A 13,500-nucleotide genomic window follows, 5' to 3' on the forward strand; every position below is an offset into this window, starting at 1 on the left:
TCCGTCTTCAAGCGAGCCGAGCATCGCAGGTGAATCAGGGGCGAAGAGGCGCCGATGTTTGAGCGCAGCGAGTTCGGCGCCGTCCCCTGGTTCATCGAGAAGCGCAGGGTACCGGTGCACAGCACCGGCTCGCGGCTGGCGGCGCGTTTCTTTTGGTTACTTTTCTTTTCGCGCGAAAAGAAAAGTGACATCCCACCGCGGGCGCGGAAATGGCCCGCCGCAACCAACGCTCACCCCCAGGCGATCAGTCCGATCGCCAGCACCGCCAGCGCCAGGCCGGCGCGGTTCCACTTCGTGGTGGCCTCGCCGAAGGCGAACACGCCCACCAGCGCGCCCAGCACCACCACGCCGATGTTCATGCCGGCGAACACGGTGGCCGGGCTGTCCGGCATCGACTGGTGCGCGTGCACATAGAAGAGGATGTTGCCGCCATTGAGCAGGCCCAGCAGCGCGCCCGCGCCCAGATTGCGCCAGGCCAGCCGGCTGCGGCCACGCGCATGCCGCCACAGCTGCAGCGCCAGCATCAGCACGAAGGCCACGCTGAAGCTGGCGAGCACCGCCGCCATCGACGGCGTGCCGGACAGCGCCACCTGCTTGAGCAGCACGTCCACCACCGCAAACCCAGCCCATACCCCCAGCAGCCAGCCCCAGCCACCGGGCGAGGACGCCACCGCCGGTCCGCGCGGGCGCAGGCTGATGGCTACCATCGCCAGCAGGCCCAGGCCGAGCCCGGCCAGCTTCCACGGCGTGGCAGTCTGGCCGAAGAACAGGAAGGCGGCGGCCAATGACAGCAGCAGCGACAGCCGCTGCGCCACGTCGCTGCGGACGATGCCGGCCACCGCCACCGCGCGGCCCAGCACCAGGAAAATCGAGGGCAGCACCACCGCCAGCGCCAGCAATGACAGCCACGGCGCGTGCGGCGCGCGCAGCGAATCCAGCGGCGGCTGCAGCACCACGGCGGTGAGCGTTGCCGCCACCAGATAGTTCCAGGTGACCATCTGCGAAACATCCAGCTGGCGGCGTCCGGCCACCTTCAACAACACCGAAACCAGCACGCTGCAGATCACGGCCAAAGACAGGTAGAGCATGGGACGGGCACAGGGCAGGGGCGGGGGACGGTATCATGGTGCCATGCACAAGCACTCGTTCCCCGTCGCCCCCGGCGAAACCGCCTGCCTCGAACTGGACGGCCCGGCCGGCCCGCTGGAAATGGTCGTCGACCTGCCCAAGGCCGATGTGCCGGTGCAGCCGATCGTGGCCATCGTCTGCCATCCGCTGTCCACCGAGGGTGGCACCCTGCACAACAAGGTGGTCACCATGACCGCCACCACCCTGCGCGAGCTGGGCATCGCCACGGTGCGCTTCAACTTCCGCAGCGTGGGTGGCTCGGCCGGTGAGTTCGACCATGGCGTGGGCGAGCAGGACGACCTGAAGGCCGTCGCCGCCTGGGTGCGCAGCCAGCGTCCGGACGACCGCCTGTGGCTGGCCGGTTTCAGCTTCGGCGCGTTCGTTTCACTGAAGGCCGCGGCCGAGTTGCAGCCGGAAGCGCTGATCTCGATCGCGCCGCCGGCCGGCCGCTGGGACTTCGATGGCATCGCCCCGCCGGCCCGTTGGCTGGTGATCCAGGGCGAGCAGGACGAGATCGTCGACCCGCAGGCTGTCTACCAGTGGCTGGACTTGCTGGATTTCCCGCATGAGCTGGTGCGCATGCCCGAGACCAGCCACTTCTTCCACCGCAAGCTGATCGACCTGCGCGGCGCGCTGACCCACGGCGTCAAGCACTGGCTGGGCGCGGCGGCATGAGCGACGTGGAACTGACCCCGTCGCAGCGGTACGCGGAAGGGGTTGCCCGTGGCGACTGGCAGAACGACCCGGCCCAGCATGCGGCGCTGGCCGAGCTGGACCGCATCCACCTGGGCCTGCTGGACAGTGCCGAGGACGGTTGGCTGGACCGCCTGTCCTCGTTCTGGAAGAAGCCCGAGCCGGTGAAGGGCCTGTACTTCTGGGGCGGGGTCGGCCGCGGCAAGACCTTCCTGGTCGACCTGTTCTACGACGGGCTGCCGATCAAGCAGAAGTACCGCACCCACTTCCACCGCTTCATGCGCAGCGTCCACGAGCGCCTGCGCGAGCACCAGGGCCAGAGCGACCCGCTGGCGAAGATCGCCCAGGAATGGCGCAGCAACCTGCGCGTGCTGGTGCTGGACGAATTCTTCGTCACCGACATCGGCGATGCGATGCTGCTGGCGCGGCTGCTGGAGCGCCTGTTCGCCGAGGGCGTGACCCTGGTCACCACCTCCAACACCGCAGTGGAGAACCTGTACCTCAACGGCCTGCAGCGCGAGAGCTTCCTGCCGGCCATTGGCCTGCTGCAGCGCTTCTGCGTCGAGCTGTACGCCGAAGGTACCGAGGATTACCGCATGCGCGCGCTGACCCGCTCGCCGGTATACCGCGCACCGCTGGCGACCGACAGCGATGAGTGGCTGGCCACGCGCTGGAACGAGCTGAGCGGCGGCCAGCCGGCCAAGCCCGGCAACATCGAGATCGAGGGCCGCAAGATTCCGGTGCGTGGCCGCGGCAAGAGCATTGCCTGGTTCGATTTCGCCGCGCTGTGCGAAGGCCCGCGCGGGCCCTCGGATTACATCGAGATCGCGCACGAGTTCAACACGGTGCTGCTGGGCGGCATTCCCGCCTTCGACCGCCTGAACGAAGATGCCGCGCGCCGCTTCGTCAACCTGATCGACGAGCTGTACGACCGCCACGTCAACCTGGTCTGCACCGCCAGCACCTCGCCGGTCGAGCTGTACACCGGCCAGCGCCTGCAGGGCGCTTTCGAACGCACCGCCTCGCGCCTGATCGAAATGCAGAGCGCCGAGTACCTGGGTACCCCGCACCGGGCGTGAGGGGCCTGCGGGCGTGCGTTGCCGGCCAGCGGCCGGCACGACTACCCTGGGATTCCGGTAGTGCCGGCCGCTGGCCGGCAATGATCGGGGGAAGGGTGCAACGGCGTTTCCCTGCGGCCGCTCCTCCGGCCTGGCCGACACATGCAGCCTCGGGTCGCTGCCCGGCGGGCGGTCCCGGCGTCCACCGGATTCCCACCGGCTGCCCACCACCTATCCACAGGGTTGTCCCTAGCCAGTTTCATCACTGTCATGTGAAGCTGTCATTGTTCCGTTTTCGCGGTGCGTTGTACCACCGCAATGACGCCTTTCGGGCTTGACTGCGCAGCCCGTTCCGGCAGGTCTGAAGCGTCTGATCCGGACGCCGGTGGCACGATCCTTGCGGCGCAAGGGATTGCCGAATTTCACTACATTTGGCGTTGACGGGCCCCATCACCCCCACTATCTTGTGGCCGTCGGTCGCAGCAACCCCAATTCCAGGGATGCCCGGGTACCCATCCGCGATCGTCAACGGCAGTGGCAGGCGCAGGGTCTCATCCGCTGCGACGCCGTCCTGCCATCCTGGGCTGTCATGTCCCGGGCTGCGTCACCCGATGCATCGAGCACCCACCAATCACGCCAAGAGGACACACGCCGTGACCACCGAATCCAGCGCCACCATCGAGAAGGAAAGCGAATTCCTGTTGACGTCGCCGCCGACGGCCAACGCGATGAGTGTGACCAAGCGCAATGGCACGACCGAACTGGTGGACCTGAACAAGATCGTGCGCGCGGTGCAGCGTTCCTCCGAAGGCCTGCACGCCGTCGATCCGATGCGCGTGGCCACCCGCACCATTTCCGGCCTGTACAACGGCGCCACCACCCGCGAGCTGGACGAACTGTCCATCCGCACCGCCGCCCTGCTGATCGGTGAAGAGCCCGAGTACGGCCGCCTGGCTGCGCGCCTGCTGGCCAACTACATTGCCAAGGAAGTCTCGGGCCAGGAAATCTACGCCTTCTCGCAGTCGGTCAGCCGTGGCCATGAAGTCGGCCTGATCAACGACCGCCTGCTGAACTTCGTGCAGACCAACGCGCGCAAGCTCAACGATGCCATCGACATCTCGCTGGACCTGAACTTCGATTACTTCGGCCTGCGTACCCTGTACGACCGTTACCTGCTGCGCCACCCGCACACCCGCAAGGTGATCGAGACCCCGCAGCAGTTCTTCCTGCGCATCGCCAGCGCGCTGAGTGAGGACGTGTCCGAGACCCTGGCGCTGTACAAGCGCATGGGCAACCTGGACTACCTGCCGTCCAGCCCGACCCTGTTCAATTCCGGCACCACCCACGAGCAGCTGTCCTCGTGCTTCCTGCTGGACTCGCCGCAGGACTCGCTGGAGTCGATCTACTCCAAGTACGGCGACATCGCCCAGCTGTCGAAGTTCTCCGGCGGCATCGGCGTCAGCTACACCCGCGTGCGTTCGCGTGGTTCGCTCATCAAGTCGACCAACGGCCACTCCAACGGCATCGTGCCGTGGCTGAAGACCATGGATTCGTCCGTGGCCGCAGTGAACCAGGGCGGCAAGCGCAAGGGCGCGGCCTGCGTGTACCTGGAAACCTGGCACGCCGACATCGAGGACTTCCTCGAGCTGCGTGACAACACCGGTGACGAAGCCCGCCGCGCGCACAACCTGAACCTGGCCAACTGGGTGCCGGACCTGTTCATGAAGCGCGTCGAAGCCGACCAGGAATGGTCGCTGTTCGATCCGCGCGTCGTGCCGGAGTTCACCGACCTGTTCGGCGAAGCCTTCGAGGCCGCCTACCTGCAGGCCGAAGCCCAGGGCAAGGCCAACCGCACCATCTCCGCCCGCAAGCTGTACGCCCGCATGATGCGTACGCTGGCCGAGACCGGCAACGGCTGGATGACCTTCAAGGACAAGTGCAACCGCGCCAGCAACCAGACCCTGCGTCCGGGCAACGTGATCCACCTGTCCAACCTGTGCACCGAAATCCTGGAAGTCACTTCCAACGATGAAACCGCGGTGTGCAACCTGGGTTCGATCAACCTGGGCAACCACTTCGACGAGCACAACGAGTTCGATTTCGAGAAGCTGGCCGAGACCGTGCGCCTGGCCGTGCGCCAGCTCGACCGCGTCATCGACCTGAACTTCTACCCGATCGAAACCGCCCGCCGCGCCAACCTGCGCTGGCGTCCGGTCGGCCTGGGCTGCATGGGCCTGCAGGACGTGTTCTTCCGCAAGCGCCTGCCGTTCGACAGCGCCGAGGCCCGCGCCCTGTCGAAGAAGATTGCCGAAGCGATCTACTTCCACGCGCTGGAAACCTCCTGCGAGCTGGCCCAGGAACGTGGCAAGCACCCGTCGTTCAACGACACCCGCGCTGCGAGTGGCGAACTGCAGTTCGACGCCTGGAACGTGGTGCCGGAAGACACCGCACGCTGGGACGCCCTGCGCGCCCGCATCAAGGAACACGGCCTGCGCAATTCGCTGATGATCGCGATTGCGCCGACCGCGACCATCGCCTCGATCGCCGGCTGCTACGAGTGCGTCGAGCCGCAGGTGTCCAACCTGTTCAAGCGCGAAACCCTGTCCGGTGACTTCCTGCAGGTCAACCGTTACCTGGTGAACGAGCTGAAGAAGCTGGGCCTGTGGACGCCGGAAATGCGCGATGCCATCAAGCTGGCCGAAGGTTCCATCGCCGGCGTGGCGCAGATTCCGGAAACGCTGCGCGAGGTCTACCGCACCGCGTGGGAACTGCCGATGCGTTCGCTGATCGACATGGCCGCCGAGCGTGGCGCCTTCATCGACCAGTCGGCCTCGCTCAACCTGTTCATGGAAAGCCCGAACATCGGCGCGATGTCCTCCATGTACATGTACGCCTGGAAGCAGGGCATCAAGACCACCTACTACCTGCGTTCGCGCCCGGCCACCAAGATCGCCAAGACCACGGTGAGCGCTGCGGCCCCGGCCAAGGTATTCAGCCCGGACGAAGCCATCGCCTGCTCGCTGGAAAACCCGGAAGCCTGCGAGGCCTGCCAGTAACACACCGCGCGGTGGGTGCCGACCGTTGTTTGGCACTCGAACACCTCGCACCTGTAGAGCCGAGCCATGCTCGGCTGCGGAAAAACACCCACGGTAGCGCCGGGCCACGCCCGGCGGCTCACCCAGGAATTCAAGGAAACACCCATGGCCGACAAGCCCAAGCAGATGCTGCTCGATCCCGGTTTTGAACTGACCCTGCGCCCGATGCGCTACCCGCAGTTCTATGACATGTACCGGAACGCGATCAAGAACACCTGGACGGTGGAAGAGATCAACTTCCAGATCGACATCACCGACCTGCACAGCAAGATGTCGCCGGGCGAGCGCCACCTGATCCACCGCCTGGTCGCGTTCTTCGCCACCGGCGACTCGATCGTCTCCAACAACCTGGTGCTGAACCTGTACCAGCATCTCAATGCGCCGGAAGCGCGCATGTACCTGTCGCGCCAGCTGTATGAAGAAGCGCTGCACGTGCAGTTCTACCTGACCCTGCTCGACAACTACCTGCCGGATCCGGAAGAGCGCGCCAAGGCGTTCTCGGCGGTGGAGAACATCGACTCGATCAAGAAGAAGGCCGATTTCTGCTTCAAGTGGATCGACTCGATCCAGAGCCTGACCCGCATCGAGACCCGCGAACAGCGCCGCCAGTTCCTGCTCAACCAGATCTGCTTCGCCGCCTGCATCGAAGGCCTGTTCTTCTTCGCGGCCTTTGCCTACGTGTACTACTTCCGTTCGCGCGGCCTGCTGCCGGGCCTGGCCTCGGGCACCAACTGGGTGTTCCGCGACGAGAGCGCACATATGGAGTTCGCGTTCGAGTCGGTGCGCGTGGTGCGTGAGGAAGAACCGGACCTGTTCGACGAAGAGATGAAGCAGCAGGTCTACGACATGCTGGCCGAAGCCATCGAATGCGAAGTGCAGTTCGCCGAGGACGTGCTGTCCGGCGGCGTGGCCGGCATCTCCACCCGCGACATGCGCCAGTACCTGCAGCACTGTGCCGACCAGCACTTCGCCAAGCTGGGCATGGAAAAGAAGTACAACGTGCGCAACCCGCTGCCGTTCATGGAACTGCAGGACGTGCAGGAACTGACCAACTTCTTCGAACGCCGCGTCTCGGCCTACCAGGTCGGCGTGCAGGGCGAAGTCGCCTTCGACATGAACTTCTGATCGAACCGGCCCGGCCTGTCGCAACGAAGAACCCCGGCCAATGCCGGGGTTTTTCGTTGCGCATCAGAAGGATGAGCTATTCTCGCTGGACGCCAGTGGTGGCGGTGCTTCGCATCCATGCCGGGCCTGGGGAGGAAGAGGGGATGCCACTGCAGGAATGACGCGTGGACAATCCCAGCGCCGGGTTCCCGTGCGCGTGGTCCTGCCATGGTGGCGCAACTGAATGGACCCTGGAGGTCGCAATGGAGACTGCAGTGCCTGGAACAGCAACCCGCAGGACCGTGTTTCGTGGGTGGACGGGAGGACTGTTCGCCGTCCTGGTCGCCTGTCCGCCCCTCGCCCATGGCACGAACTGCGATTCCAAGGTGACCAACGTTTCCATCGATGCCAGCGGCAAGGTGTTCGTGGCGACCACCGTCTCGCCCATCCACGCGGTCTGCAACATCGTCAGCAAAGGCGACTTCAGCATGCCGCCCGAGGTCTGCAAGGCAACCTACGCCATGCTGATGAGTGCGAAGGTCTCCGCCATACCCATCCGCCTGTACTACACCAGCGTGCCGCAATGTGGCGATATCAAGGCCTGGTCGGCACAACCGAGCTTCTACCACGCTGAACTGTTCTGATTACAGGGCCGGGCGTATCGCGTGAAGGGCACGCCGCGATCAGCGCCGCCCTTCCACCGCCATGCGCACCGCCAGTCCGGCCAGCACCGTGCCCATCAGCCAGCGCTGCACCATCTGCCAGGTCGGGCGTGCGGCCAGGAAGCCGGCGATGCTGCCGGCGGTCAGCGCGATCATGCCGTTCACGCTGACGCTGACCAGGATCTGGGTGGAGCCCAGCACGATCGACTGCATCAGCACGCTGCCTTCGCTGTCCGGGTGCAGGAACTGCGGCAGCAGCGACAGGTACATCACCGCCACTTTCGGGTTCAGCAGATTGGTCAGGAATCCCATCGTGAACAGCTTGCGCGGGCTGTCCTGCGGCAGTTCGCGCACCGCGAACGGCGAACGGCCACCGGGCTTGAGCGCCTGCCAGGCCAGGTACAGCAGGTACAGCGCGCCACCGATGCGCAGCGCGTCGTAGGCGAACGGTACCGTCATCAGCAGGGCGGTGATGCCCAATGCCGCGCACAGCATGTAGAACACGAAGCCCAGCGCCACCCCGCCCAGCGAGATCAGTCCCGCCATCGGCCCCTGGCAGATCGAGCGCGAGATGACGTAGATCATGTTCGGCCCGGGCGTGAGCACCATGGCCAGCGAAACCAACGCAAAGGCCAGCAGGTCGGAAGTGGCGGGCATGGGAGGTCCTGGCAGTGGGCGTGGCGCAGTGTAACGCCTGCTGCAGGCGCGGCCTGCGCAGGCACCGCTGCCGGGTGACCGTTGCACGTGCATTCCGATGGCCGTCACGCCGGTCGCTTAGAATCCGCAGCACCCCACACCGAAGCTTCCCCATGACCCCGATCCCCGAGACCGTGCCGCCCATCGAAGTGCGCATGGCCGAAATCGTCTTCCCCAACCACACCAACCACCTCGGCACCCTGTTCGGTGGCCAGGCACTGGCGTGGATGGACAAGGCCGCATTCCTGGCCGCCGCCCGCTACTCGCGCCGTACCGTGGTGACCGCGCGCAGCGACCAGGTCGACTTCAAGCTGCCGATCCGCATCGGCCAGATGGTGGAAACCATCGGCCGCATCGTCGAAGTCGGCCGCAGCTCGATGAAGGTGGAGGTGGAACTGGTCGCCGAAGACCTGCACAGCGGCGAGCGCAAGCTGTGCACCCGCGGCCACTTCGTGATGATCGCGCTGGACGAGGAAGGCCACCCGATCGCGGTGCCGCCGCTGCCGGCGGCCTGACCCGGCCAACCGACCGGCGCTTGCAGGGGCGCCGCAGCGCCCCCATCTGGCAGCCATGAGCCTGCCACTGACCGACTTCATCGACCGCGCCCAGCGCCTGTTCGTGCTGACCGGCGCCGGCTGCAGCACCGCCTCGGGCATTCCCGATTACCGCGATAGCGACGGCCAGTGGAAACGCACGCCACCGGTGACCTACCAGGCCTTCATGGGCGAGGCCGCTACCCGCCAGCGCTACTGGGCGCGCAGCCTGCTGGGCTGGCCGCGCTTCGGCCTGGCCCGGCCCAATGGTACCCACCAGGCCCTGGCCGCACTGGAAAGCCGTGGCAAGCTGCAGGTGCTGCTGACCCAGAACGTGGACGGCCTGCACCAGCGCGCCGGCAGCCGTAACGTGATCGACCTGCATGGCCGCCTGGACCTGGTGCGCTGCATGGGCTGCGAGCGCCGTAGCGGCCGCGAGGACTTCCAGCAGCGCCTGCTGGACGCCAACCCCGGCTGGGATGCGCTGGAGGCCGGCGTCGCGCCTGATGGCGACGCCGACCTGGAGACCGATTTCTCCAGCTTCGTGGTACCCGTGTGCCCGCACTGCGGCGGGGTGTTGAAGCCGGACGTGGTGTTTTTCGGCGAAAACGTGCCCCGCGAGCGGGTGGAGGCGGTGCACGAGCACCTGCAGCAGGCCGACGCCGTGCTGGTGGTGGGCTCGTCGCTGATGGTCTATTCCGGCTTCCGCTTCGTGAAGGCGGCGGCCAAAGCAGGACTGCCGGTGGCGGCGCTGAACCGTGGCCGCACCCGTGCCGACGACCTGCTGCAGTTCAAGGATGAACGCGATTGTGCTGAGGCGCTGGCGTCGGTTATCGAACCATCGGCCGGGTAGAGTCGACTGTCAGTCGACTCTACAGGCCACCCGCCGCCGCGAAACAGCGATCCATCCAGATGGTTGATCCCGGAGCCGTGCGGCGGTGCAATACGCATCCCCTACGTCGTCCATCACTGTCTTGAGCCAGCTGTTTTCGCCGATCTCGTTCGGCCCCCTGACCCTGTCCAACCGCATCGTCGTCGCGCCGATGTGCCAGTACTCCGCCGAAGACGGCCGCGCCAGCGACTGGCATGCCATGCACCTGGGCAACCTCGCGCAATCCGGCGCCGGCCTGCTGATCCTGGAAGCCACCGCGGTCGAGCCGCGTGGCCGCATCAGCTGGGCCGACCTGGGCCTTTGGGATGACGGCACCGAGGCCGCGTTGGCACAGGTACTGGCCAGCGTCCGCCGCTGGTCGCCGATGCCGCTGGGCATCCAGCTCGGCCATGCCGGTCGCAAGGCCTCGGTGAACCGCCCTTGGGACGGCGGTGGCCAGCTGCCGGCCGACGATGCGCGTGGCTGGGCCACCGTGGCGCCGTCGCCGCTGCCGTTCCACGCCGCCGATCCGGCACCGCAGGAACTGGACGACGCCGGCATCGCCGAGGTCATCGCCGCCTTCGCCGCCAGTGCGGTGCGTGCCGAGCGCCTCGGCTTCGAGCTGATCGAGCTGCATGCCGCCCACGGCTACCTGCTGCACCAGTTCCTGTCGCCGCTGAGCAACCGCCGTACCGATGGCTACGGTGGCTCATTGCCGAACCGCCTGCGCCTGCTGGTGGAAGTGTTCGACGCCGTGCGTGCGGCGGTTTCGGACAAGGTCGCCGTGGGCGTGCGCATCTCCGCCAGCGACTGGGTCGATGGCGGCTGGGATCTGGTGCAGAGCGAAGCGCTGGCCCAGGTGCTGGACGCGCGCGGCTGCAATTTCCTGCACGTCTCCAGCGGTGGCCTGGACGAACGCCAGAAGATCACCGTCGGTCCGGGCTACCAGGTGCCGTTCGCGGCAGCGATCAAGGCCAAGGTGCGCATGCCGGTCATCGCCGTGGGCATGATCACCGAGCCCGAGCAGGCCGAATCGATCCTGCGCCATCGCCACGCCGATGCCGTGGCCCTGGCGCGCGGCATCCTCTACGACCCGCGCTGGCCGTGGCATGCCGCTGCCGCATTGCGCGACAGCGTGGAACCGGCGCCACAGTACCTGCGCTGCGAGCCGCGCGACGCGCGCGGCGTGTTCAAGACGCGCTGAGGCTCACACCCGCCAGGCCGGCGCGATGCCGGCCTGAAGGTGTTCGAACAGCGCGCGGATCTTGGCGGTGAAATCGCGGCGGTCGCTGACGCAGAAGTAGACCTCCATCGGTTCCGGGCGCCACGCGGTGTCGGCGCCGAACACCGCCTGCAGGCGGCCATCGCGCAGGTACGGCTCGGCCACGAATGCGGCCAGCCGGGTGATGCCGGCACCGGCCGCCGCCAGCGTCGCCAGCGCATCGATGTCATCGCAGACCATGCTCGGTGGCAGCGCGGCGTCCACGCGCTGGCCGTCCTTCAGCAGGCCCCAGCGCAATGGCCGGCCATCGGTGGGGAAGCGGTGCAGCAACCCGCGATGACCGCCCAGATCGGAAGGCTGTTGCGGGGTGCCGTGCGCCTTCAGGTAGGCCGGCGAGGCACAGAACACGAACGGAACACGCGCCAGCTGCCGCGCGACCACCCCATCCTCCAGCTGCGCCCCGATGCGGATGCTGGCATCCACCGCTTCCGGCCCATGCTGCACGGCGCGGTCGGTCAGGCGCAGCTCCAGCTGCAGTTGTGGGTAGCGCTGCTGCAGTGAAGGCAACAAGGGGGCAAGCACGTGGCGACCGAAGGCGCTGCTGCTGGCGATGCGCAGCGGCCCGGCCGGTTCGATGTCACCGGCGGTGACCATCGCCTGCGCGCGCGCCAGGTCGGCTTCGATGTGGCGCACCTGCGCCAGGTACAGCGCGCCGGCCTCGCTGAGGGCCAGCTGCCGCGTACTCCGGTTCAGCAACCGTACGCCCAGATGGGCCTCCAGCCGGTTGATGTTCTGGCCGACCGCGGTGGCGCTGATGCCAAGGATGCGGGCCGCGGCGGCAATGCTGCCGGTCTCTGCGGTGCGGGTGAAGCTGCGGATCAGTTGCAACAGGTTCATGACCGACCAGCTTGCCACGGGAAGGTCCAAGTATCGCTTGGTACTGAACCAAGCAGGTCGGTTGCACCCGTGATCATCCGGCCGCTGGGCAGGGCGCTGCCCTACACTGTAGCGATGCGCCCCGATTCCATTCTTACCCTGTCCTGCCCCGACCGCACCGGCATCGTCTACCGCGTGTCCGGCCTGCTGTTCGACCACGGCTGCAACATCCTCGACGCCCAGCAGTTCGGCGATGAGGAGAGTGGCCGCTTCTTCCTGCGCGTGCACTTCGATCGCGATGCCGGCCTGCCGCTGGAGACCGTGCACGCCGCCATGGCCACGCTTGCCGAAGGCTTCGGCATGGACTGGCAGCTGCACGATGGCCGACGCCGCGCCCGGCTGCTGGTGCTGGTCAGCAAACAGGGGCATTGCCTCAACGACCTGCTGTTCCGCGCCCACAGCGGCCAGCTGAAGGTGGACATCGCAGCAGTGGCGTCCAACCACGCCGACTTTGCGCCGCTGGCGGCGTCCTACCAGGTGCCGTTCCATCATCTGCCGGTGAACGCGGAAACGCGCGCGGTGCAGGAGCAGCAGATCATCGACCTGGTCGAGCGCGAGCGCATCGACCTGGTGGTGCTGGCGCGCTACATGCAGATCCTGTCGCCCACGCTGTGCCGCGCGTTGGCCGGCCGTGCGATCAACATTCACCACAGCTTCCTGCCCAGCTTCAAGGGCGCGCAGCCGTACCACCAGGCACACGCGCGTGGGGTCAAGATCATCGGCGCCACCGCGCACTATGTCACCGAGGACCTGGACGAAGGCCCGATCATCGAGCAGGACGTGGCCCGCGTGGACCATGCGATGGCACCGCGTGAACTGGTGCGGCTGGGCAGCGATACCGAATCGCTGGTGCTGGCACGCGCGGTTCGCCGCCATGTGGAGCACCGCATCCTGCTCAATGGGCATCGCACGGTGGTATTCCGGTAATCGCCCATCCCGCGTCCGCCGGGCATGGCCCGGCGCTACCACGGGTGCTATCCGGTAGTGCCGGCCGCTGGCCGGCAACTGCAGAGGTCCCGAGGTTGCCGGCCAGCGGCCGGCACTACCGAATCCTGATTTCATCCAATGAAAAGCCCCCGGTTCGGCCGTCCCGCGATCTATAGGGGGGCGTAGTTAGGGGGCTGGATGAATCGATTGTGTTGTTGTGGGCAGGAGCGCGCAAGCGGCATAAGCGACGTGCAGGACGTGGCCCGCGTGGACCATGCGATGGCACCGCGCGAACTGGTGCGGCTGGGCAGCGATACCGAATCGCTGGTGCTGGCACGCGCGGTTCGCCGCCATGTGGAGCACCGCATCCTGCTCAATGGGCATCGCACGGTGGTGTTCCGGTAATCGCCCATCCCGCGTCCGCCGGGCATGGCCCGGCACTACCGAATCCTGATTTCATCCAATGAAAAGCCCCCGGTTCGGCCGTCCCGCGATCTGTAGGGGGGCGTAGTTAGGGGGCTGGATGAATCGATTGTGTTGTTGTGGGCAGGAGCGCGCAAGCGGCATAAGCGACG

General features: G+C 66.7%; 12 protein-coding genes and 1 pseudogene. 10 read left to right on the forward strand and 3 right to left on the reverse strand.

The annotated features are described in order from the left end of the window. Nucleotides 1-230: 230 nt before the first annotated feature. The gene (locus AC5P9L_RS14680) at nt 231-1,088 is read right to left on the reverse strand and encodes an EamA family transporter (RefSeq protein ID WP_227860151.1); all 858 of its coding nucleotides are present in this window, start codon (nt 1,086-1,088) and stop codon (nt 231-233) included. A gap of 43 nt (nt 1,089-1,131) precedes the next feature. Here AC5P9L_RS14680 and AC5P9L_RS14685 point away from each other — a divergent pair, with 43 nt between their 5' ends. From AC5P9L_RS14685 to AC5P9L_RS14705, 5 genes are all read left to right on the forward strand, one after another. Beyond that, nucleotides 1,132-1,803 carry an alpha/beta hydrolase gene (locus AC5P9L_RS14685; protein WP_227860152.1) on the forward strand — a complete coding sequence of 224 codons (672 nt, stop codon included), beginning with the start codon at nt 1,132-1,134 and terminating at the stop codon, nt 1,801-1,803. After that, entirely contained in the window at nt 1,800-2,900 is a 1,101-nt protein-coding gene (gene zapE / locus AC5P9L_RS14690; RefSeq protein ID WP_043035414.1) for a cell division protein ZapE, read from the forward strand. Before AC5P9L_RS14685 ends, zapE begins: the two co-directional genes overlap by 4 nt. Before the next feature lie 632 nt (nt 2,901-3,532). After that, the gene (locus tag AC5P9L_RS14695) at nt 3,533-5,935 is read left to right on the forward strand and encodes a ribonucleoside-diphosphate reductase subunit alpha (RefSeq protein WP_005407668.1); all 2,403 of its coding nucleotides are present in this window, start codon (nt 3,533-3,535) and stop codon (nt 5,933-5,935) included. Nucleotides 5,936-6,079: 144 nt separating this feature from the next. Next, entirely contained in the window at nt 6,080-7,099 is a 1,020-nt protein-coding gene (locus AC5P9L_RS14700; protein WP_005407669.1) for a ribonucleotide-diphosphate reductase subunit beta, read from the forward strand. Nucleotides 7,100-7,464: 365 nt separating this feature from the next. After that, nucleotides 7,465-7,722, forward strand: coding sequence for a hypothetical protein (locus AC5P9L_RS14705; RefSeq protein ID WP_005411932.1), 258 nt, complete (start codon nt 7,465-7,467; stop codon nt 7,720-7,722). A 39-nt stretch (nt 7,723-7,761) separates the two neighbouring features. Here the strand turns inward: AC5P9L_RS14705 and AC5P9L_RS14710 are convergent, their stop codons facing one another. Then, complete coding sequence (locus AC5P9L_RS14710) at nt 7,762-8,397, reverse strand: LysE family translocator (RefSeq protein WP_005407671.1); 636 nt, start codon at nt 8,395-8,397, stop codon at nt 7,762-7,764. 152 nt (nt 8,398-8,549) lie between these two features. Between AC5P9L_RS14710 and AC5P9L_RS14715 the strand changes: the two genes are divergently transcribed. The 3 genes from AC5P9L_RS14715 (at nt 8,550) to AC5P9L_RS14725 (ending at nt 11,044) form a co-directional block, all read left to right on the forward strand. Further along, nucleotides 8,550-8,951: an acyl-CoA thioesterase gene (locus AC5P9L_RS14715; protein WP_005407672.1), complete on the forward strand. Its 402-nt coding sequence runs from the start codon at nt 8,550-8,552 to the stop codon at nt 8,949-8,951. Nucleotides 8,952-9,006: 55 nt separating this feature from the next. Then, on the forward strand, nt 9,007-9,822 hold the full coding sequence (locus AC5P9L_RS14720) for an NAD-dependent protein deacetylase (protein WP_076739081.1): 816 nt from the start codon (nt 9,007-9,009) through the stop codon (nt 9,820-9,822). A gap of 121 nt (nt 9,823-9,943) precedes the next feature. Next, nucleotides 9,944-11,044: an NADH:flavin oxidoreductase/NADH oxidase gene (locus tag AC5P9L_RS14725; RefSeq protein ID WP_099474165.1), complete on the forward strand. Its 1,101-nt coding sequence runs from the start codon at nt 9,944-9,946 to the stop codon at nt 11,042-11,044. A gap of 3 nt (nt 11,045-11,047) precedes the next feature. On the opposite strand, the gene AC5P9L_RS14730 is transcribed toward AC5P9L_RS14725, so the two are convergent. After that, on the reverse strand, nt 11,048-11,959 hold the full coding sequence (locus tag AC5P9L_RS14730) for a LysR family transcriptional regulator (protein ID WP_060380447.1): 912 nt from the start codon (nt 11,957-11,959) through the stop codon (nt 11,048-11,050). 114 nt (nt 11,960-12,073) lie between these two features. On the opposite strand from AC5P9L_RS14730, the gene purU reads away from it, so the two are divergent. Then, the gene (gene purU / locus AC5P9L_RS14735; protein WP_065184114.1) at nt 12,074-12,925 is read left to right on the forward strand and encodes a formyltetrahydrofolate deformylase; all 852 of its coding nucleotides are present in this window, start codon (nt 12,074-12,076) and stop codon (nt 12,923-12,925) included. A gap of 252 nt (nt 12,926-13,177) precedes the next feature. Then, nucleotides 13,178-13,330, forward strand: a pseudogene (locus AC5P9L_RS14740) (formyltetrahydrofolate deformylase); the annotation flags it as partial. Between the last annotated feature and the right edge of the window lie 170 nt (nt 13,331-13,500).

The sequence above is a fragment of the Stenotrophomonas sp. YJH_SMC_64 genome (assembly GCF_059371375.1).

Bases quoted from the DNA above. Each gene is read 5' to 3' on its own strand.
- AC5P9L_RS14680 (WP_227860151.1), bottom strand. From the start codon at position 1,088: ATGCTCTACCTGTCTTTGGCCGTGATCTGCAGCGTGCTGGTTTCGGTG.
- AC5P9L_RS14685 (WP_227860152.1), top strand. From the start codon at position 1,132: ATGCACAAGCACTCGTTCCCCGTCGCCCCCGGCGAAACCGCCTGCCTC.
- zapE (WP_043035414.1), top strand. From the start codon at position 1,800: ATGAGCGACGTGGAACTGACCCCGTCGCAGCGGTACGCGGAAGGGGTT.
- AC5P9L_RS14700 (WP_005407669.1), top strand. From the start codon at position 6,080: ATGGCCGACAAGCCCAAGCAGATGCTGCTCGATCCCGGTTTTGAACTG.
- AC5P9L_RS14710 (WP_005407671.1), bottom strand. From the start codon at position 8,397: ATGCCCGCCACTTCCGACCTGCTGGCCTTTGCGTTGGTTTCGCTGGCC.
- AC5P9L_RS14715 (WP_005407672.1), top strand. From the start codon at position 8,550: ATGACCCCGATCCCCGAGACCGTGCCGCCCATCGAAGTGCGCATGGCC.
- AC5P9L_RS14720 (WP_076739081.1), top strand. From the start codon at position 9,007: ATGAGCCTGCCACTGACCGACTTCATCGACCGCGCCCAGCGCCTGTTC.
- AC5P9L_RS14730 (WP_060380447.1), bottom strand. From the start codon at position 11,959: ATGAACCTGTTGCAACTGATCCGCAGCTTCACCCGCACCGCAGAGACC.
- purU (WP_065184114.1), top strand. From the start codon at position 12,074: ATGCGCCCCGATTCCATTCTTACCCTGTCCTGCCCCGACCGCACCGGC.